Below are 20,583 nucleotides of genomic sequence, written 5' to 3'. Positions count from 1 at the left end.
TAAAGCCGCTCCGACAGGGTATGCGCAGGCCTTGTAGGAGCGGCTTTAGCCGTGAAGAGGCCGGGACAGGCGAACCAATTAGCTTTATCGTGTCACTGTCTCTCGCCAACCTGCCAACCATGACCGACATCGAGCGCTACGTCCGCGCCGCCACCCGCGACAACACCCGGCGCAGTTACCAGGCCGCCATCGAACACTTCGATGCCCATTGGGGCGGGTTCCTGCCCGCTACTGCCGACAGCATCGCCCGCTATCTGGCCGACCACGCCGAACAGCATGCCGTCAGCACCCTGCGCCAACGCCTTGCCGCACTCAGCCAATGGCACATCAGCCAAGGTTTCCCCGACCCGACCAAAGCGCCGCTGGTGCGCCAGGTGCTGCGCGGCATCCGCACCCTGCACCCGACGCCCCCGCGCCAGGCCGCCCCGCTGTTGCTGCAGCACCTGCAAGCGGCCGTCAAACGCTTCGAGGCAGAAGCCACCCAGGCCCGCGCATGCCACGACCTGCAAGCCCTGCGCCGTGCCCGGCGCGACAGCGCCTTGCTGTTGCTGGGCTTCTGGCGCGGCTTTCGCGGCGATGAACTGGCGCGCCTGCGCGTGGAGCACATCCAGGCCGAGGCCGGCGTCGGGATCACCCTGTTTCTGCCGCGCAGCAAGGGCGACCGCGAAGCATTGGGCGTGCAGCACCGCACCCCGGCGCTGAAAACACTGTGCCCGGTCAATGCGTATCTGCAGTGGCTCGAAGTGGCTGGCATCGCCCACGGGCCGGTGTTTCGCAAACTCGACCGCTGGGGCAACCTCAGTGACAGGCCGCTCAACAGCAACAGCCTGGTCGGCCTGCTGCGGCGCATGCTGGAACGTGCCGGCGTGCCCGCCGCGCTGTACACCGGCCATTCCCTGCGCCGCGGCTTTGCCACCTGGGCAACCGCCAATGGCTGGGAGCTGAAGGCACTGATGAGCTACGTAGGCTGGAAAGACGCCAAATCGGCATTGCGCTACATCGATGCTGCGCAACGCTTTGGCGAACTGGCGGTGTTACCGGCCGGCCAGGGACAGGCGCTCATTCCTTGAAGACATAGCGGGCGATGCCGCCCACCTCGGGGCGGATCGCATAAAGGTCGCCGGCATCGGGGTAATGCCGCAACTGCGCCGGCGCCATGCCGACGCGTGCGGTGGTGATGTACAAGGTATCGAGGTTCTCGCCACCAAAGCAGCAACTGGTCGGGCGTGGCACCGGCATCACCACCTGATCGACCAGGTGGCCGTTGCGGTCGTAATGCAGCAGGCAGCTGCCATTGAACTGGCACACCCACAGCCCGCCTTCGCGGTCCAGCGCGATACCGTCTGGCCGGCCCAGCTCGGCAGGCGTCTCGGCGAACAGGCTGACCTGCTCAAGTCGCCCTTCTGCCAGGTACTCGGCGCGGTAGATCTTGCACTCGACAGAGTCGACGAAGAACAGCGTCTGGCCATCGGCCGACCAGGCCAGACCATTGGGCAATGCCAGGCCGCAATGGATCACCTCGTCAATGAGCTCGCCATCGAAGCGGAACAGCGCCCCGGTCTTGCCGCTCGGGGCTTCGTCCATCAGGCCGGTGACAAAGCGCCCCTGTGGGTCGCAGGCGCCATCGTTGAAGCGATAGGTCGAGCGCGGATGCACGGGTACCGAGTACTGGCGAATGCGCCCGCAAGCAAGGTCGAGCAGCACGGCACTGGCGTCTTCGGTGAAGATCAGGTTGCCGCGATCAGTCAGTGCCAAGGCGCCAATGCGTGCGGCCGACTCATACAGCAGCTCCACCTCGCCATCGGGCAGCAGCCGGTTGATACGCCCGCCAGTGATATCAACGAAGTACAACGCCCCTGTTTGCGCGTCCCAGACCGGGCTCTCACCGAGGTCGGCGCGGGTATTGGCAACCTTCACCGGTACGTAGTGGCATTCCTTGATGCGGCTCCAGCGTGCGGCCACCTCGGCCAGGCTCGAAGCCTCGACCCGTGCCAGGTCACGCGGGTAACTGACCCCGCTGTTTTCGCTGAAACGTGTGGCAGTGAACTGGCCGTTGCTGGCCCGCAGGATGTAGCCGGTGTCGTGGCACAGGCCACTGGCAAGGTACAGCACCCCTGGCGTGACCCACTCGGGCTTGAGTTCTTCCGGTGCCTGGCTGATCCCCCACATGCGGGTCTTGGCCACGGGCGAGATGGCGTTGACCAGAATGCCGTGCTCCTGCCCTTCCATGCTCAGCGCATTCATGATGCCGACCTGGGCCATCTTGCCCGCCGCATAGGCGACAAGCCCCGGTTGCGCATAACGCTGGTACAGAGCCCGGTCGGAAGTGGTCAGGACGATGCGTGGTGCCGCTGAGCGTTTCAGGTGCTTCCAGGCATGCTTGGCCAGCCACACCGGCGCTTGCACGCTGATGCCAAGCGCACGGTCAAGAAATGCCTGCTGCTGAGTCTCGATGCCCTGGTAGTCCACCCAGCCGGCGTTATGGATCAGGATGTCCAGTGCGCCGAAGTGTTCGATGGCCAGCGCCACCAGCTGCCGACAGGCGTCTTCATTTTCCAGCTGGCCGGTATGGGCGACCACGTCGAAGCCGCTGGCGCGCAAGGTGTCGAGCGCCGCGTTGACGGCTGTGGGGTCCTGCCCTTCACCTGACCGATCGGTGCCCAGGTCACTGATGACGACCCGGGCCCCGCGGGCTGCCAGTGCCGTGGCGTAGTCCAGGCCAAGGCCCTGGGCCGCGCCTGTGACGATGGCGACTTTGCCCTTGAATGGGTCTGTAATTGGCATTGTAGAGCCCTTCCGATTCTCCTTTTTACGATAACAACAAAAAAATCAATGACTTAATATTAAAAGCATGCAACTTTGATATCCCTGAGATATCACTGCCCATTGGCACCGGTCAGACTCGACCTCGACGAAGGAACATGGAAGGAACATGCAATGATCGAGACACGCTTGCTCAGGCAGTTCATTGCCGTCGCCGAGGAGCTGCATTTTCACAAGGCCGCCTTGCGCCTGCACATGGCGCAGCCGCCCCTGAGCCAGGCGATCAGCCGGCTGGAAGAGAAGCTGGGCTTCAGCTTGTTCCTGCGCAACAAGCGGGCGGTCAAGCTCACCGCCGCAGGTGCGGCGTTTCTGGAAACGGCCTACCGCACGCTCAAGGAACTGGAGCAAGGCATCGAGTACGCGCGCAACGTGTCCCAAGGTATCAGCGGCAAGCTGACCATCACCGCCATTTCCATCGCCTATTACGAGTCGCTGCTCAGCACCCTGAAGAAGTTTCGCGAGGTCTACCCGAACGTGCGCCTGACCATTCGCGAAATGCCCTCGGCCTCCCAGGCCAAGGCATTGATGGCGGGCGAAGCGGATGTCGGTTTCATGCGCAAACTGCCCGTATCGTCAGACACCCTCGAATCCCGCCTGATACTCAGCGAACAGATCGTCATGGCCTTGCCGGCCAATCACCCCTGCGCGCGGCAGCCAGCGGTCGAGCTGCGCGATTTTGCCGATGCGGATTTCGTCTTCACCCCACAGGCGCTGGGCAGCGGCTATCACGGCCAACTGATCGCCTTGTGCGAGTCGGCCGGCTTCCACCCCCGGATCGTCCAGGAGGCCGCGCAGATCCACACCCTGGTAGGGCTGGTAGCCTGCGGCTTCGGCGTTGCCCTGGTACCGGAATCGATTGCCTACTCGACGCTGCGCGACCGCGTGCAGTTCCGCCCGATCCGCCCGATCAAGGGCCAGCCCACGCCGACCATGGGCCTGTACATGAACTGGAATACCGAGAATACCTCCCCGGCCTTGGGCAGCTTCATTGCCATGCTCGAGCAGGGTGCGCCGCGGCACTTTGCCGACACCCTGCAAAGCCCGGTAATGCTGGAGGGTTGCAACGTATCAGCGCTGCTGCCTGGCGCATTGCCAGACACGGGCGATATCGCTGGCACGGTCCTGCAATAGCTGCGCAGCGTTCGCGCACGCCTGCTCCAGGGTCATCGGCCCGTTGGCCAAGGCAAAGGCCGCGTCGATACCGTGGGCATACAGCTGTTGGTAGCCTTCGCCCAAGGTCCCCGCCAGCACCACCACCGGCACCCCGTGCCGCTTGGCCACCCGCGCGACCCCCATTGGGGTCTTGCCGCGCAAGGTCTGGGCGTCGAAGCGCCCTTCACCGGTAATCACCAGGTCAGCGCCTTGCACCAGCGCGTCCAAGCCGGCCAACTCGGCGACCACTTCCACGCCTGGGCGAAAGCGCGCCCCCATGAAGGCCTTGGCGGCAAAGCCCATGCCCCCGGCCGCTCCGCACCCCGGGAAGTCGCGTACGTCTTCACCCAGCAACTGCGCACAGTGGTCGGCAAAATGGCCGAGGGCCTGGTCCAGCGCCTGCACTTGCTCGGGGTTGGCGCCTTTCTGTGGGCCGAATATCGCCGAAGCGCCATTGGCGCCACACAGCGGGTTGTCGACATCGGCCGCCACTTCGACCTGCACTTCGGCCAAGCGCGGGTCCAGGCCACTGGCGTCGATACGGGCCAGCCGGGCCAGGGCCAGGCCACCCTCCTCCAGCGCTTGCCCGTCGGCATCCAGCAAGCGCAGGCCAAGGGCGCGCAGCATACCGCTGCCGCCGTCGTTGGTGGCACTGCCGCCAATGGCCAAAACGATACGTTGCGCCCCGGCTGCCAGCGCGGCGGCCATCAGTTCGCCCGTGCCCCAGGTGCTGCTGCGGCAGGCATCGCGCTGGCCGCTGGGAACCAGCTGGATACCACTGGCCTGGGCCATCTCGATCACCGCGGTGCGGCTTTCTGCAAGCCAGCCCCAGCCCGCTTCCACGCGTTGCCCCAGCGGCCCACGCACGGTCTGGCGGCGCAGTTCGCCATGGCTGGCAGCTACGATCGCCTCCATGGTGCCTTCGCCACCATCAGCCATCGGGCATTCGACCAGTTCGACAGCGGGCAACGCCTCGGCCAAACCAAGGGCGATGGCACGGGCGACACCGGCAGCGTCGAGGCTGTCCTTGAACGAGTCGGGGGCGATGACGATTTTCATGGGGATTCTCCTGTCCTGATGACTGGCATGCTGACAGTTGTCTGGCGCGGCGGCCTCGGTCGGATGCACAAAAGGCCGGCGGCGTTGTTTGGGCAAATGCCTTTGCTGGCGGTCAATCAACCGGCAGCAGTTGCAGCCCCAGGTACAAGCTCAGCATGCCTTCCAGGCGCAGCGGGTCTACTTCGCCCAGTTCAGCGATGCGCTCCAGGCGGTAGCGCAAGCTGTTACGGTGGATTCCCAGGGCATCGGCACAGGCCTGGCTCTGGCCATCGTGCGCGCACCAGGCGCGCAGCGTGGCCAGCAGTTGGCCGCTGGCATCCCGGGCGCGGATGCGCTGCAGCGGCTCCAGCAGTTCATCCAGGGCGTCTTCGTTGCGATGGCGCCAGAGCAAGGCTGGCAAGCGGTAGCGGCTGAGGCTCAGCAGCTGCACGTTGGGCAGCACCTCACGGCCATAAGCCAACAAGTCACGCACCCGTCGATAACCCCGGCGCAATTGCTCCAGGCTCTGCGCCGCACTGCCCAGCGCCAGGCGTTCGACCTCCCAGCCGTGGCGCTGCAGGCGTTCGATCAGGCGTGCCTCATCCAGCACCAGCCCCGCCGGCCGGCACCACAGCAGCGACTCGCGCGAAGGACTCACGCACCAGCTTTCCGGGTAGCGGCTCATCAACCAAGCCGACAGTGTTTCGGCAGGCGGCCCGGAGTGCAGCTCGAACAAGCACGGCACCCGCGGCAACTGGGGTTTCAGGCCCAACTGCTGGGCCTCGTCCAGCAGCCGCGGCGAATCACCCGTGCCGCCGAGCAGCAACGCCAGCAAGTCGTCGCAGCGCTGGCGCCGCCACTGTTGCTCGACTTGCAGGTGGCGTTGCGCCAGGAGCATCTCGGCGGTCATCCGCACCAGTTCGCCGTAGGTACGCAGTTGCTGCGGGTCGCCGGTCAGGCCGAGCACGCCGATCAGGCGCCCGTCGAGCATCAACGGCAGGTTCACCCCAGGCTGCACGCCCTTGAGGCATTTGGCCGCGTCGACGTCCAGTTCGACCACCCGGCCATTGGCCAGGACCAGTTGCGCGCCTTCATGCCGGGTGTTGATGCGCTCCGGCTCGCCACTGCCGAGGATCAGCCCCTGGCTGTCCATGACGTTGACGTTGCATGGCAGAATGGCCATCGCCCGATCGACGATATCCTGCGCCAGGTCATGGTCCAGTTCGAACATTCAGCGATCCTTAATCGTGTCAGCTTTTGTACGGCGGCACAGCGCCATGCACGATACGCTGTGCAAAAGCACAAAGACAGGCGCGTCGCACTCCCCGAGACTCGTCAGGGCGAGCGCCGGCACAGGCGACGCGGCGACAATCATAACAACAGAGATCCCGATCATGGCACACAGCCCCGCCCCTGACCAAGGCACCGATAGCACCCGCAACGCGCTGTACCGGCGCATCACCCTGCGGCTGATCCCGTTCATTTTCATCTGCTACCTGTTCAACTACCTGGACCGCGTCAATGTCGGCTTCGCCAAGCTGCAGATGCTCGATGCATTGAAGTTCAGCGAAACCGTGTACGGCCTTGGCGCCGGCATCTTCTTCATCGGCTACGTGCTCTGCGGCCTGCCGAGCAACCTGGCGCTCAACCGCTTCGGCCCGCGGCGCTGGATTGCGGCGATGATGATCGCCTGGGGCAGCCTGTCGACCTGCCTGCTGTTCGTCACCACCCCGACCGAGTTCTACACCCTGCGCCTGCTGACCGGTGCCGCCGAGGCGGGCTTCTTCCCCGGCGTGGTGCTGTACCTCTCGCGCTGGTTCCCGGCTGACCGCCGCGGCCGCATCATGGCGCTGTTCATGTCGGCGATCCCGGTGTCGGGCCTGCTCGGTGGACCGTTCTCCGGCTGGATCCTCGAACACTTCGCCACCGGCCAGCATGGCCTGGCCGGCTGGCAGTGGATGTTCCTGATCCAGGGCCTGCCAACCGTGGCCCTCGGTGTGCTGGCCATCAAGCTGCTCAGCGACGGTTACCAGAAAGCCGCCTGGCTGAGCCCGGCCGAACGCCAGCTGATCGCCGCCGACCTCGAAGCGGACGCCGCCAGCAAGCCGAACACCACCGGCGACAGCGTGCTGGCCGTGTTGACCAACCCGCTGATCTGGACCTTCGGTTTTGTCTACTTCTGCATCCAGAGCGGCGTGTACGCGATCAACTTCTGGCTGCCGTCGATCATCAAGAGCATGGGCTTCGACAACCCGCTGCTGATCGGCTGGCTGAGCGCCATTCCGTACCTGCTGGCCGGCGTGTTCATGATCCTCTGCGGCCGCTCGGCGGACCTGCGCAACGAGCGCCGCTGGCATCTTGTGGTACCGATGCTGATGGGTGCCGTCGGCCTGCTGATCGCGGTCAACTTCGCCGGCAACCCGACCGTCGCCATCCTCGGCCTGTCGATCGCCACCATGGGCGCCCTCACCGGCTTGCCGATGTTCTGGCCGATGCCGACCGCGCTGCTCAGCGCCAGTGCCGCAGTGGCTGGCCTGGCGATCATCAACTCGGTGGGCCAGATGGCCGGTTTCCTCAGCCCGTACCTGGTCGGCTTCATCAAGGACCAGACCGGTTCGACCGATGCGGCGCTGTATTCGCTGGCCGCGTTGATCGTGCTGGGTAGCCTGGTGGCCTTGCGGGTTACCCGGGCCGGAGCGCTGAGTGCTGTCCGCACCCATTGAGTTTTTGGGTGAGTTCGCCGGGAGGTTTGCAGCGCCCATGAGATCGAGCGCCGCCCGCGCGGCGCATCGCGGATGAATCCGCTCCTACATCTGTTGCAACGTGCCGAACCTGTAACGCCATGGTCGCCTGCCTTGGCGCATGACGTGAGCCTACAAACAAGGCTGACAACCATGGCCTCACAGGCATGGCCACGTTGCAACAAATGTAGGAGCGGATTCATCCGCGATGCGCCGCGCGGGCGGCGCTCGATCGCTCAGGCGCTGCCAGTCCCGAGGCGAACACAAGGACACCGATCGTCAGATCAACGAATACCCCTCCCACCCCAGGCGTCAAATGGTTCCAAAGGCCCCCCTTTGGAGAAGCCCCATGACCCAGCACGCCGTGGCCCGCCTCGATCAGCTCGACCCTAAACGCCCCTTGCGCGTCCAGGCCGGCAACGAAGAAATGATCCTCATCCGCCAAGGCGATCAGGTACATGCCTACCAAGGCAACTGTCCGCATGAAGGCGCCCCGTTGGAAGAAGGCGTTATCTGCGGCGGCCTGCTGGTTTGCCCCTGGCACAAGGCCGCGTTTGCCGTCGATGAGGGGGCGGTGTGTGAACCACCCGCGCTGACTGGCCTGCGCAGGTACAGGGCGTGGGTCAAGGACGGTGAGGTGTGGGTCGATGATCAGCCGATGCCGAAAAGCGAGCCACCTCGGCACAGCGACGCGCGTACTTTCGTGGTGATCGGTGCCGGTGCGGCCGGCTCGGCGGCAGTCGCCACGCTGCTCGACCACGGTTTTGGCGGGCACCTGATCTGGCTCGATCAAGAGCGACAACCGGCCTACGACCGCACTGCCTTGAGCAAATTCGTCATCGCTGGGGAGATGGCGCCCGACGAGGTGTCAGCCTTGCTCGAGCCCGACCAGCTGCGCAGAGGCCAGCTGGACCGGCGCTTCGGGAAGGTGCTTGCACTGGATGCGAAAAAGCGCCAGATCACCCTCGCCGACGGGCACCACATCGATTACGACGCCGCCCTCCTGGCCACTGGCGGCAAGCCACTGCGCCCGGCACTGCCAGGTGTAGACCTGCCCGGCATCATGACCCTGCGCTCGCGCGAGGATGCCTCACGCCTGCTCGATGCTGCCGAACCCGGGCAGCCCGTGGTGATCGTCGGTGACGGCTTCATTGGCCTGGAAGCTGCCGCGGCGCTGCGCAAATATGGCGCCGAGGTGCATGTGGTCACCCGCCACGAAGTGCCTTTGGCCAAACAGCTGGGCGAGCGCATCGGGCGCTCCATTCGCCAGTTGCATGAACGCAAGGGCGTGGTGTTCCATGGCCCGACCGAAGTCGAGCGTTTCCTGGGCGAAGACAAGGTCGAGGCCGTGCAACTGGCCAATGGCGAAAAGCTGCTCGCGCCCCTGGTGCTGCTGGGTACCGGTGTAAAGCCGGCCACTGCTTTCGTGCAAGGCGTGCAACTGGCCAAGGACCAGTCATTGCAAGTGGATGCCGAACTGCATGCCGCGGATGGTCTGTGGGCTGCGGGCGATATCGCCACCTTCCCCCACGCCGGGCACCCGGTGCGCATCGAGCACTGGCGCCTGGCCCAGCAACACGGGGTGATCGCGGCGGCCAACATGCTGGGCGAGCAGCGTCGCTACAACGATGTACCGTTCTTCTGGACCTTCCAACACGGGCGCACCTACGAGGTGCTGGGGCATGCGCGTGACTGGGACCGCATCGCGTTTGTTGGCGAACCGGAGAAAGGCGACTTCGTTGCCTTGCAGTGCATTGGCGATCAGGTCGAGGCGGTAATTGCCAAGGGTTACTCGGATGCCATGGCGATGTTGTCACAACGAATGAAGAGGCCGTTGAGCCGGGCCGAAGCGCTCAACCTGATCAGTTGAACGATTCGACCTTTTTCCAGACGAGCATTTGTTGCACTGGCTAATCTGCTGCGTTCAGCAGGCAATGATCACGTTGCGGCGGCTCCCAACGTGATCACAGGTAGCTTGCACATGTGGGCCTGGATCGGTGAAACCCGGCTTCGCTGGATCCCAATCTCCGTGGTTCCATTTTGAACTGTGAAGTACCATGCAACTCGAGGTTGGGTGCCTGACACGTGAGGGACCGTTCGCATTCTGAGGGCCAAAAGAGTAAACCAGCACAGACGCCTGGCTTGGCGCTGGAATGTCGGCCTCAGAACTGGTCAAAGCAGCACCGTGATGAGGAACGACCAAAGCCTTTACCGGACTGGTCTTGAGATGACTGAAAAATCGGTAATCGCAGTCACCTGTCAAAACGATACTGTAAGACTGACCTGCATCAGTGGTGGCCTCAATTGCCAGCACCAGGCCGCTGTCATTTCTCCGACTGCCACTCCCCCGGGTAACTTTCAATACTTTTCCATTATGTAAAACAAGGCGCTCTACAGTCGTGGAAGTGTCGGTCAGCAAGACTACCCTGCCATTGTTTTTCTTGATGGTTTCGGAAAAGGCAACGTGCTTCGGCCCCACCACCTGATCGGGTGCGATCCACGTTTTACCCAGCAATCCCAAGTTGGGATGCAGGGTTGCTCCGACCCAGTGATCCTGGTCCCAATGCGATAAAACTATCGCTGCGGCTTCGCTGGGATCCAACACTATCTGGCTTGGGCGCGTGTGTTGGTTGCTGTAGACACCACCACCGGTATCGAAATATAAAGTAGGCCGCAATGGTCCGCCATTCACCGGATCTCTTTTTAGCAGTCCATTAGCATTGCCTTGCCCTACATCGAATACAACCACTTCTTCGCAGGCAACCTCTCTCAGGAGATCCATTTCGGGCTGTTCCAACCAGGCTTGCCGCTCTCCGACCAGACGAAAAACCTCGTCCAGCCTTTGGTCATGTACCGTCGACACTTCCATCTTAAGGCTTTCGGAATCCGACGATAGTGTTCGATAGATCTTTGTATGGTGTGAAATTTTGGAATTAGACTGCGTCAAGAGAAACCATTGCCCCTCATCCGGGGAAGGAGGACAGTCATTGACTCGATAATGCTTGTAGCACCTCCATCGTCCCCAGCATTGTTCACGTTCGATGCAAGCATGGCGCCACCCAGCAAACATATCACGCATGTAATTGGTCAGTGGCCTGAAAGAGCACGCGGTGTCCAGTCGCACACTGATTTCTGCATGAAACAGGGGCATGCGTTCAAAGTCGATAGTTACATCATTACGATGCCGTTCAAACCAATCACGGTCCACCATGTCAAAACTCACCCGGGCGAGCTTTCCACGCCGACTTATCTCTATGTCATCGATGCGGGCATACGCAGCCTGCGGCAAAGGCGGCAACTCAGCATTTTCATGAGTGGTGAAGTGAGGATTCATTGGCGGCTGTCCCTGTCGCATTTCATTCAATGTGGCAAATGTTCACACAGTCAATTCTCTATTGCCACCGTCACTTTTCCAGCTGAAACGCCATGGCCTGGCTTCCAAACGGGTGACGTAGTGTGTAAAAGCTGAAGGACCTCTCTGCTCAAAGGATCTCGATCATGCAGTACCGTCCCCTTGGCCATTCCGGCCTGCAAGTCTCCGCCCTGACCTTGGGCAGCATGATGTTCGGCGAGCAGACGAGCACCGAGGATGCGCTGCGGATCATCGACAAGGCCTGGGACCAGGGCATCAACTTCATCGACACCGCAGACGTCTACAATGCCGGCCGCTCCGAAGAGATCGTCGGCGAAGCGGTGGCGCGCCATCGCCAGGACTGGGTCGTTGCCTCCAAGGTCGGCATGGGGCCGACCGACGGCCTGCCCAACCGCAGCGGGTTGTCGCGCAAGCACATCTTCAATGGCATCGATGCCACGCTGACACGCATGCACCTGGACTACCTGGACATCTACTACCTGCACCGCGAAGACCACAAGGTGCCGCTGGAAGAGACCGTGCGCGCCATCGGTGACCTGCTGCAGCAAGGCAAGATCCGCTACTGGGGGGTGTCCAATTACCGCGGCTGGCGCATTGCCGAGCTCTGCAACATCGCCGAGCGCCTGGGGGTGGCCAAGCCGGTGGTGAGCCAGCCGCTGTACAACATCGTCAACCGCCAGGCCGAACCGGAGCAGATGACCGCCGCCGCGTATCACGGCCTGGGCGTGGTGCCGTTCAGCCCGCTGGCTCGCGGGGTGCTCAGCGGCAAGTATGCACCGGGGGCCGAGCCCGAAGCCGGCAGCCGGGCGGCGCGCCAGGACAAACGCATCATGGAGGTGGAATGGCGCCAGGAGTCGCTGGCCATTGCCCGGCAACTGCAGGATTACGCGCAGGCCAAGGGCGTGGGGATGGTCGAGTTCGCCATTGCCTGGGTGCTGAACAGCCAGCTGGTGAGTTCGGCCATCGTCGGGCCGCGCACCGAGGCGCAGTGGGATACCTACGGCGGGGCGCTGGCGGTGCAGATCACGGCAGAAGACGAGGCATTCATTGATTCGCTGGTGACACCGGGGCATGCGTCGACGCCAGGGTTCAATGATGTCGCGCATTTTGTCAGTGGGCGGTTGGCTCGTCGCTGAGCGTTCTCCTGCATTGGCCTCTTCGTGGGCACGCCCGCTCCCACAGGGTCACCACCCTCTTCAAGGCAGTGATACCCCGGTGGGCGCGGGCGTGCCCGCGAAGAGGCCAGTGCAGGCAAAAGCCATTGGGGAGCTCTGCGCCGGGGTCCCGGTCCCCCCTTTCCCCAATCATCCCGGTATCGTTCGCGCCATTGGTTTTTCACCTTTGGAGCAGCAATGAAACTCTTGCAACCTCTGCAGATTGGCCCCCTTACCCTGCCCAACCGCGTGTTCATGGCCCCGCTCACCCGCCTGCGTAGCCTCGAACCTGGCGATGTACCCACGCCGATGATGGCCGAGTACTACCGCCAGCGCGCCAGCGCCGGCCTGATCATCACCGAAGCCACGCAGATCTCCTTCCAGGCCAAGGGTTACTCCGGCTCGCCAGGTATTCACAGCGCCGAGCAGATCGCCGCCTGGCAAGTGGTCAACCAAGGCATCCACGCCGAAGGCGGCCACAGCGCCGTGCAGGTCTGGCACACGGGCCGCGTTTCGCACACCTCCCTGCAACCCGACGGTGAAGCGCCGGTTGCGCCGTCGGCCCTGCCGGCCAACGCCCGCACCACCCTGCGCGACGAACAAGGCAACCTGATGCGGGTGGAAACCTCCGCACCCCGTGCACTGAGCGAAGACGAGATTGCCGCGATCGTTGCCGACTTCGGCCAGGCTGCCGCCAACGCCCGTGAGGCCGGTTTCGACTTCATCGAACTGCATGCCGCCCACGGCTACTTGCTGCACCAGTTCCTTACCCCAAGCGCCAACCAGCGCGAAGACCGTTACGGCGGCAGCATTGAGAACCGTGCGCGTATCGTGCTCGAAGCCGTGGACGCGGCGATCGCCAGCTGGAGCGCTGATCGCATTGGTATCCGTGTGTTCCCGCTGGGTGGCTTCAATGGCGTGGACAACGGCGAGGACCAGGAGGCTGCCGGCTTGTACCTGATCAAGGAACTGGCCAAGCGCAACCTCGCCTACCTGCACTTGTCCGAGCCAGACTGGGCGGGTGGCAAGCCGCTGCGTGATTCATTCCGTGAGCAGATTCGGGCAGCCTACCCCGGCGTGATCATCGCTGCGGGTGCGTATACCGCCGAGAAAGGCGAAGACCTGATCGGTCGTGGCCTGATCGATGCCGTGGCGTTCGGGCGCAGCTACATCGCCAACCCGGACCTGGTGGAGCGGCTGCGGGTGCAGGCGCCGTTGAACGAGCATCGTGCGCAGTTCGACTATGCCAATGGGCCTGAGGGGTATACGGATTATCCGTTCCTGAAGCAGGCCTGATACTGTCAAGGGAGCCGCTGCGCTCCCTTCTTTTTGCCTGTTCTGGCCTCTTCGCGGGTAAACCCGCTCCCACAGTCACTGCACACTGCTTGAAGTCTGTGCAATCCCTGTGGGAGCGGGTTTACCCGCGAAGAGGCCAGTGAGGGTTAACTGAGTTCGGCCAATGCTCGCGCCGCATAAGCATGCGAGCGCAACCGCGCCAGCGGGTCATGGATCCGGCAGTCGATCATCAGCTCATCCGCGCCGGTCTGCTCGATCAGCGACCGCAGCCCCTCACGCACCCGCTCTGGCCCACCGGCAATGCTGCAGGCCATCACCTGCTCCAGTACCGCCCGCTCGTGTCCGGGCAGGCTCTGCACATACCCTTCCTGCGGCTTGGGCAACAAGCCAAAACGCCCGACGTGCAAGTCCAGCATCCACTTGCGGTGCGAGCTGGCCTGGTAATCCGCTTCGGCATCGCTGTCGGCGGCGAACAGGTTCACGCCCACCATCACATAAGGCTTGGCCAGTTGCGCCGAAGGCTGGAAGTTCGCTCGATAATGGGCAATCGCTTGCAGCAGATAACGCGGCGCAAAGTGCGAAGCAAAGGCGTAAGGCAACCCCAGCTTCGCTGCAAGGTCGGCACCGAACAGGCTGGAGCCGAGGATCCACACCGGTACCTCGTGCGCCCCCGGTACGCCGCGGACCTGGCGCTTGCCGTTGTCGGCCAGGTAGTCGCGCAGCTCGGCGATGTCCTGGCTGAAGTCGCGCTCCGGCGCGGCGCCACGCAAGGCCCGCACGGTCGGCCCGGAGGTGCCGGGCGCGCGCCCCAGGCCGAGGTCGATACGGCCCGGGTGCAGGGTGTCGAGGGTGCCGAACTGCTCGGCAACTACCAGCGGTGCGTGGTTGGGCAGCATGATGCCGCCGGCACCGACGCGAATGTGCTGGGTGGCATTGGCGATTTCGTTGATCACCAGCGCGGTGGCAGCCGAACCGATGCCGGGCATGTCGTGGTGCTCGGCGATCCAGTAGCGGTGGTAGTCCTGCTGCTCGACATGGCGAGCGAGCTGGCGGGATTCTTCGATCGCGTCAGCGAAGGTCTTGCCTTCGCCAATCATGACCAGATCCAGTACGGACAGGGCAGTCATGGAGTCTCCAGATGGATTATCAGTGACGCCAGTGTCTGCGCTGCTACATCAGGGATAAACCCGAACTCAGGCCCCATATACGGGCCCGGCAGTCCCCAATCAATCCTCCCAGGGCACACCCTGCTCCCAGCTCGCTACCAGAAGGTCGATGAACCCGCGGACACGTGGCGACAGGTGTCGCTTGCTCGGGTAAACCACGCGGATCGGATCTGCCGGGGGCCGGTAGGCGTGCAACACCTCCACCAACGTGCCTGCGCGCAGGTCGTTGCCGGTGATGTAGGTCGGCAGGTGAATCAGGCCGAAACCGGCCCGTGCGCCGTCGAGCATTGCCTCGGAGCTGTCGATGTTCAACCGCCCGGGCTCCTCGCACAGGTGCAGCCCTTCGGCGGTATGGAAGCGCCAGGGCATCGACTTCTCGCCAGCCAGGAAGGTGATCTTGTCATGCCCGTACAGGTCCGCTGGTACCTGCGGCACGCCGTGCTGGCCGAGGTATTCGGGCGAGGCGCAGGTGACGAACTGCTGCCAGGCGACCGTGCGGGTCAACAGCTGCGAATCTTCCTTGGGCGCGCCGATGCGCACGGCAACGTCGACGCCCTCCTCGACCAGGTCGACGAAACGGTCAGTGAAACGAATGTCTGCCCGCAGGTCTGGCCACTGCTTGAGGTAGGCATCGAGAATCGGCAGTACATGACGCTGGCCGAGCGACAGCGGTGCGGTGAGGCGCAAGGTGCCGGTGGGTTTGCCGCGGCGCTGCGCCATGGTGCTTTCCACCTCGTCCAGGTCGTCGAGAATCTGCCGCCAGCGCTCGAAAGCCACCAGGCCCTCATCGGTCAGGCTCAGCTTGCGCGTGGTGCGGTTGAGCAGGCGCACCGCCATGCGCGCTTCCAGGCGGGCGATGCTCTTGCCAACCGCCGAGCGGGTCAGGCCCAGGCTGGCCGCCGCGGCGGTGAAACTGCCGGCCTTCACGGCACTGACGAAGGCAGCGATGTCGCCGAAGCGGTTGGGTTCCATGGCGGGTTCCTGGGCATACTGAAGGCCGGCTTAAATGGGTGCGAATCGCAGTATTGCAAGGGCATGCGCTCAACGCTCGCTCCAGGCGGCCAACGGCAACGGCGGTTGCTGGTCGAGGATGCGCCGCCAGATCAACGCCAGGTCACCGTTGTGCAGCATCGCTCCGATACCAGAGCCGGCCCCACGGCTTGGCGTGTCGGCAACCCACTGCCCCTGGCTATCGCGATGGGCCATGTTGAAACGGAAGGTGTAGTTGCCGGGGATGCCCATGCGCAGGTCGGTGACCACAAGCTGGTCGCCGACCACGTCATAACGCAGCCAGCCTCCGGTAAACCAGCGCAGGCGTTCGAGCAAAGGCGCATCCTGCAGGGCATTGCCCGCCTCCAGGTTCAGTGGCAGGCGCTGCATTTCCGGTGGCTCGCGATCAAACGTGCTGCTGATACCTTCGTAATAAAAACCATCCGGGGTCTTGGCCAGCACCCGCCAGACCAGGCTGTTGAACGCAATTGGCACGGCGCGTACTTCGCTTGCCTGGATGCCTTGCTGCTCGAGCGCCAGTTGAAAACGCTGCTCGGCGGCGATGCGCCCGGCCAGACCAAACCCCAGGTAGGCTGTGCTGAACACCAACGCCAGGCTCAACACCTGCACGGCTCTCGCCTTCAACCCTTTGAAGGCGGCGTACAGGACAGCCAGCAACAGCGGCACGGTATACACAGGGTCGATGATGAACACTGCCGCCCAACTCAGCGGGGTGAACTGCAGCGGCCAGAACAGCTGGGTGCCGTAGACCGTGAAGGCATCGAGGATGGGGTGGGTTACCAGCACCAGCCAGAACGCCAGGAACAGCCGCGCCAGGGTATAGCCCTTGTCGGGCCACCGCGTTCGGGCAAGCCGGTTGACCAACACGGCCAGCAACAAGGCCAGCCCGGTGAGGACGAAGATCGAATGGGAGAAGCCGCGATGGTAGGTCATCTGCGACACCGGGTCGGCGTAGCGAATGACCACGTCGAGGTCCGGCACGGTGCCCAGTGCAGCGCCATAGATGAGCGATCGACGGCCCTGGATGCGGCCGAGCACCGTGCCTTGCAGCGCAGCACCGAGCACGGCTTGGGTGATGGAGTCCACGTCAGGTTTCCTCAATGACAATTGAGGAAACCTAACCCCCGATACCTAGGTGACGCAATCGTTGCTGTGTGACAACAAATGGCCGGTAATGCCTTAGAACAGCTGCCAGGTGTACACCAGGGTCAACCGGTTCTCGTCGATGTCAGTGCGATAGTTGGACCGCGCCATGGCATTCCTCACCCTGATACCCAACCCCTTGAGCACGCCACTCTGCACGGCATAGCCAAGGTCCAGGTCGCGCTCGCGGTCCTTGCCCTCGTACCCCTGGCCCGTGTCGACGTTGTTGCCGGTGATGTAGCGCACCGTTGCCGTCAACCCTGGCACGCCCATCGCCGCGAAGTTGTAGTCATAACGCACCTGGTACGAGCGCTCGTCGGTATAGGCGAACTCATAGGTCGGCACTTCATTGCCCAACGGCGAGATGTTGGCGAACACCCGTGGGAACGGGCTATCGCCATAGATGCCCTGGTAGCCGGCGTGGAAGCTGTGGCCACCATGCCGGGCGCTGAACATCGAGAAGAACGCCTGGTTGTCGATCCTCCCCAGCCGCGCATCGCCATCCTCGCGGGCGGTGAAATAGCCGAGGTTGGCGCTCAGCACCCAGTCCCCCAATGGTTTGCTGTGCTTCAGGCCAACGAACCCCTGGTGGTAGATGTTCTCAAGCTGCCCGTACCAGAGGCTGACGCTGCTCTGGTTGGCATTGAACGCATAGTCGCCACCCGCATAGTTGAAGGCATCGCTCTCGGCCTGGCGCTGGGGTACATGGCCAAGCATGGCGTTCATCTTGCCGTCGCCGCCCTCGTTGCGCAGGTGCGTGCTGGTCAGGTGCCCGGCCTGCACCGTCAGCCCGTCGATTTCCGCCGAGCTGATGCTGGCGCCCTGATAGCTCGGCGGCAGCAGGCGGATATCGCTGAAGGTCAGCACCGGCAGGTTGGGTTGCAATTCGCCCACGCGCAGTTCGGTCTTCGACAGCCTGGCCTTGAAGGTGGGTGCGATGCGGCTGTACTCGTCGGCTGCGCGGCCATCACCGTGCACCGGCAACAAACCGGTGTTGACCCGGTCCGGGCTGCTGTCGAGCTTGATGCCGAGCAGCCCCAGGGCATCGACACCAAAGCCAACCGGGCCCGGCGTGTAGCCGGACTTGAAGTCGAGGATGAAGCCTTGCGCCCACTCCTCGGCCTTGGACTGTTGGTTGGCACCGACGATATCGGAAAAGTCACGGCTGAAGTAGTAATTGCGGGCGCTGAGGCTGGCTTTGGCATCCTCGAAGAAACCGCCTTCGGCGGCGAGCAAGGAGGGGCTGAGCAAAGTCAGCCCGATGGCAACGCAAGGGGTGTGGTTCATTCCGAAGCTCTCTTGATCTTGTTGTTATGGAATAAGCGCGGGGGAACACGGGTTTTCAGGGCGTGCGGCGCAGCACCTCCCTGGGTGGCGGGCGGCGCAAGCGCAGCAGCGCATGGGCCAGCAGGCCGAACAGCAGCCCCCAGAACGCCGCCGACAGGCCAAGGAAAGACACCCCCGAAGCGGTGACCAGGAAGGTGAACAACCCGGCATCGCGTTCGCTGGGTTCGGCCAGGCTGCGCGCCAAGGCCTCGCTGATTGCGCCGTACAGGGCAAGGCCAGCCAGGGCGGCAATCAATGCCGCCGGGAACGCGGCAAACAACGACATCAACGTTGCCCCGGCAACCCCCAGCAGCAGGTACAAAGCGCTGCCAGCGACGGCCGCAACGTAGCGACGGCGCGGGCTTTCATGGGCCTCTGGGCCGGTGCACAGGCTGGCGGTGACGGCTGCGAGGTTCAGGCCATGGCAGCCGAACGGTGCAAGCAGCGCACCCGCCAACGCGCTGGCACTGATCAACGGGCTGGCCGGCGTGCCATAACCGGCGTTGCGCAGCACGGCCATGCCCGGCATGAACTGCCCGGTCAGCGCGACCAGCACCATGGGCAGCGCCAGGCTGAAAGTTGCCGCCAGGCTGAATTGCGGGGTGATCCACTGTGGCGAAGCCAACTCCAGCACCAGCGCCTCGCTGCGAAAGGCACCGCTGGCCAAGGTCACCACGGCGCCTGCACACAGCACCGCTGCCACGGCGTACCGCGGTTGCAGCCTGCGCATCAGCACGTAGGTGGTGAACATTGCCAGGACCAGCACGGGCTGCACCGGCAGTGCCCGGAAAACCTCGATACCGAAGCTGAACAGAATGCCGGCCTGCATGCCGGCCGCGATGGCGCCTGGCAGGTGCGCAATGATGCGGTCAAAGGCCCCGCTGATGCCAATCAGCAGCAGGACCAGGTTGGCCACCAGGTACGCACCCACCGCCTGCTCCAGGCCCAGATGCGGCAAGGCGGTGACCAGCAGCGCCGAACCCGGGATGGACCAGGCGATCACCACTGGCACCCGATAACGCAGGCTGAGCAAGGCGCCAAGCACGGCACTGCCCATGGACACGGCCCAGACCCAGGACGACAGCATGCCGTGGGACAGGCCGGCCGCTTCGGCGGCATGGAAGATGATCACCAGCGGGCCGGCGTAGGAAATCAGGGTCGCGATGCAGCCGGCGACCAGGGCTGACAGGGAGCAGTCCTTGAGCAGGGTTTTCATGGGAATTCTCGCAAGGCTCAGGCCGGCCTTGGTGGCAGGCTCTTGTTCTGTGTTGCTTGCTTCGCGGGTGAATCGGGGCGCCGAACCGCCGCTCCCACAGGGATGGCGCACATCCATAGGTTTGTGGTGATCCTGTGGGAGCGGGCTTGCCCGCGAAGAAGCCAGCGCGGTGTATCAGGCTTCCTGAAGTGCCCGAGGACGCCCGCTGCGGTGCTCATCCTCGGTTGCAAGGGCTTTCTGCAATTGGAAGTCGAACTTCAACTCGGCATGGCGGCCTTCAGCCCCTTCATGGAACACCACCTCACCCACCAGCCCGTCACGCGTGGCGTAGGCGAAGTCATCCCACAGGTACTTGTCCCCGGCCAGGTTGATCTGCGTGGTCAGGTGGCGGTGGCCGGGTGCCGAAATGAAGAAGTGCACGTGGGCCGGGCGCTGGCCATGGCGGCCGAGCAGGTCCAGGCACTCCTGGGTCGGGCCCTGCGGGTCGCAGCCGTAGCCCGACGGCACGATGGAGCGGGCGCGGTAGCGGCCTTCGGCATCGGTGACGATGCGGCGGCGCAGGTTATACGCCGACTGGCTTTGATCGAAGAACGAGTAAGTGCCACGCGTGTTGGCATGCCACAGGTCGACGATGGCCCCGGCCAGCGGCTGGCCCTGAGGGTCGAGCACCTGGCCTTCGAGGAACATGACGGTAGCCACGCCCTCCTCGCTGCCGTCGTCCATGCGCACTTCACCCTGGGCGAGCGGCGCGCCGGCCACATACAGCGGGCCTTCGATGGTGCGCGGGGTGCCGCCGCTCAAGCCGGCCTCGGCGTCCTTGGCATCCTGCAGCAGGTCGATGAAGTGCTCGATGCCAAGGCCTGCCACCAGCAGCCCGGCTTCACCGCGCCCGCCAAGACGGTTCAGGTAGTCGACGGCGTGCCAGAACTCGTCTTCGGTGATTTCCAGGTCTTCGATCAGGCGTGCGGTGTCCTGCAGCACGCGCTGAATGATGCGCTTCAGCCGCGGGCTGCCCTCGGCATTGCCAAAGCCGGCGGCTTCTTCGAAGAACTTCTGGATGTCGGCAGTGTTGGAAATCTTCACGGTCATGATGGTTACCTCATCTTGTTCTTGTGCAAAAGGCTGGAATCAGCGGTCGTCGCGG

Annotated in this window: 16 protein-coding genes and 1 pseudogene; 6 read left to right on the top strand and 11 right to left on the bottom strand. The window is 63.8% G+C overall.

The genetic code is table 11. The annotated features are described in order from the left end of the window. Positions 1–89 precede the first annotated feature (89 nt). On the top strand, positions 90–1,070 hold the full coding sequence (locus tag APH27_RS06530; protein ID WP_218187545.1) for a site-specific integrase: 981 nt from the start codon (positions 90–92) through the stop codon (positions 1,068–1,070). On the opposite strand, the gene APH27_RS26795 is transcribed toward APH27_RS06530, so the two are convergent. Both APH27_RS26795 and APH27_RS26790 read right to left on the bottom strand, forming a co-directional pair. Beyond that, the gene (locus tag APH27_RS26795; protein WP_256250557.1) at positions 1,060–2,169 is read right to left on the bottom strand and encodes an SMP-30/gluconolactonase/LRE family protein; all 1,110 of its coding nucleotides are present in this window, start codon (positions 2,167–2,169) and stop codon (positions 1,060–1,062) included. The genes APH27_RS06530 and APH27_RS26795 overlap by 11 nt on opposite strands. Further along, a pseudogene (locus tag APH27_RS26790) lies at positions 2,170–2,784 on the bottom strand (SDR family NAD(P)-dependent oxidoreductase); the annotation flags it as partial. It abuts the gene before it with no gap. Positions 2,785–2,937: 153 nt separating this feature from the next. On the opposite strand from APH27_RS26790, the gene APH27_RS06520 reads away from it, so the two are divergent. Continuing rightward, complete coding sequence (locus tag APH27_RS06520; RefSeq protein WP_082435017.1) at positions 2,938–3,954, top strand: LysR family transcriptional regulator; 1,017 nt, start codon at positions 2,938–2,940, stop codon at positions 3,952–3,954. Here the strand turns inward: APH27_RS06520 and APH27_RS06515 are convergent. Both APH27_RS06515 and APH27_RS06510 read right to left on the bottom strand, forming a co-directional pair. Continuing rightward, a complete protein-coding gene (locus APH27_RS06515) occupies positions 3,892–5,034 on the bottom strand; it encodes a glycerate kinase (RefSeq protein WP_027917234.1) in 1,143 nt (380 codons plus the stop codon). The genes APH27_RS06520 and APH27_RS06515 overlap by 63 nt on opposite strands. 112 nt (positions 5,035–5,146) lie before the next feature. Then, positions 5,147–6,244 (bottom strand): sugar diacid recognition domain-containing protein, encoded by a 1,098-nt coding sequence (locus APH27_RS06510; protein WP_027917233.1) that lies wholly within the window; start codon positions 6,242–6,244, stop codon positions 5,147–5,149. Between the two features lie 163 nt (positions 6,245–6,407). Between APH27_RS06510 and APH27_RS06505 the strand changes: the two genes are divergently transcribed. Together APH27_RS06505 and APH27_RS06500 are read left to right on the top strand one after the other, a co-directional pair. Then, positions 6,408–7,736, top strand: coding sequence for an MFS transporter (locus APH27_RS06505; protein ID WP_060484319.1), 1,329 nt, complete (start codon positions 6,408–6,410; stop codon positions 7,734–7,736). A gap of 367 nt (positions 7,737–8,103) precedes the next feature. Further along, positions 8,104–9,624 (top strand): FAD-dependent oxidoreductase, encoded by a 1,521-nt coding sequence (locus tag APH27_RS06500; RefSeq protein ID WP_060484318.1) that lies wholly within the window; start codon positions 8,104–8,106, stop codon positions 9,622–9,624. Positions 9,625–9,678: 54 nt separating this feature from the next. Here APH27_RS06500 and APH27_RS26320 read toward each other — a convergent pair whose 3' ends face one another. Then, positions 9,679–11,088 (bottom strand): hypothetical protein, encoded by a 1,410-nt coding sequence (locus APH27_RS26320; protein WP_156335852.1) that lies wholly within the window; start codon positions 11,086–11,088, stop codon positions 9,679–9,681. Between the two features lie 164 nt (positions 11,089–11,252). Between APH27_RS26320 and APH27_RS06495 the strand changes: the two genes are divergently transcribed. After that, on the top strand, positions 11,253–12,263 hold the full coding sequence (locus APH27_RS06495; RefSeq protein ID WP_060484317.1) for an aldo/keto reductase: 1,011 nt from the start codon (positions 11,253–11,255) through the stop codon (positions 12,261–12,263). A gap of 216 nt (positions 12,264–12,479) precedes the next feature. Then, positions 12,480–13,577 carry an alkene reductase gene (locus APH27_RS06490; protein ID WP_060484316.1) on the top strand — a complete coding sequence of 366 codons (1,098 nt, stop codon included), beginning with the start codon at positions 12,480–12,482 and terminating at the stop codon, positions 13,575–13,577. A 146-nt stretch (positions 13,578–13,723) separates the two neighbouring features. Here the strand turns inward: APH27_RS06490 and APH27_RS06485 are convergent, their stop codons facing one another. The 6 genes from APH27_RS06485 to catA form a co-directional block, all read right to left on the bottom strand. Continuing rightward, a complete protein-coding gene (locus APH27_RS06485) occupies positions 13,724–14,704 on the bottom strand; it encodes an LLM class flavin-dependent oxidoreductase (protein ID WP_060484315.1) in 981 nt (326 codons plus the stop codon). A gap of 99 nt (positions 14,705–14,803) precedes the next feature. After that, complete coding sequence (locus APH27_RS06480; RefSeq protein ID WP_027917227.1) at positions 14,804–15,715, bottom strand: LysR family transcriptional regulator; 912 nt, start codon at positions 15,713–15,715, stop codon at positions 14,804–14,806. 69 nt (positions 15,716–15,784) lie between these two features. Next, positions 15,785–16,840 carry a metal-dependent hydrolase gene (locus APH27_RS06475; protein ID WP_027917226.1) on the bottom strand — a complete coding sequence of 352 codons (1,056 nt, stop codon included), beginning with the start codon at positions 16,838–16,840 and terminating at the stop codon, positions 15,785–15,787. Between the two features lie 93 nt (positions 16,841–16,933). Continuing rightward, positions 16,934–18,184 carry an OprD family porin gene (locus APH27_RS06470; RefSeq protein WP_060484314.1) on the bottom strand — a complete coding sequence of 417 codons (1,251 nt, stop codon included), beginning with the start codon at positions 18,182–18,184 and terminating at the stop codon, positions 16,934–16,936. A 55-nt stretch (positions 18,185–18,239) separates the two neighbouring features. Continuing rightward, positions 18,240–19,439, bottom strand: a complete 1,200-nt coding sequence (locus APH27_RS06465; protein ID WP_060484313.1) for a benzoate/H(+) symporter BenE family transporter — start codon at positions 19,437–19,439, stop codon at positions 18,240–18,242. Between the two features lie 174 nt (positions 19,440–19,613). After that, positions 19,614–20,528, bottom strand: a complete 915-nt coding sequence (gene catA / locus APH27_RS06460; protein WP_060484312.1) for a catechol 1,2-dioxygenase — start codon at positions 20,526–20,528, stop codon at positions 19,614–19,616. Positions 20,529–20,583: the final 55 nt, after the last annotated feature.

The organism is Pseudomonas sp. NBRC 111123 (genome assembly GCF_001320205.1).
Lineage (GTDB): Bacteria > Pseudomonadota > Gammaproteobacteria > Pseudomonadales > Pseudomonadaceae > Aquipseudomonas > Aquipseudomonas putida_J.
The sequence above is the reverse complement of the archived record's forward strand: the minus strand, read 5'-3'. Positions and strand labels throughout refer to the sequence as shown.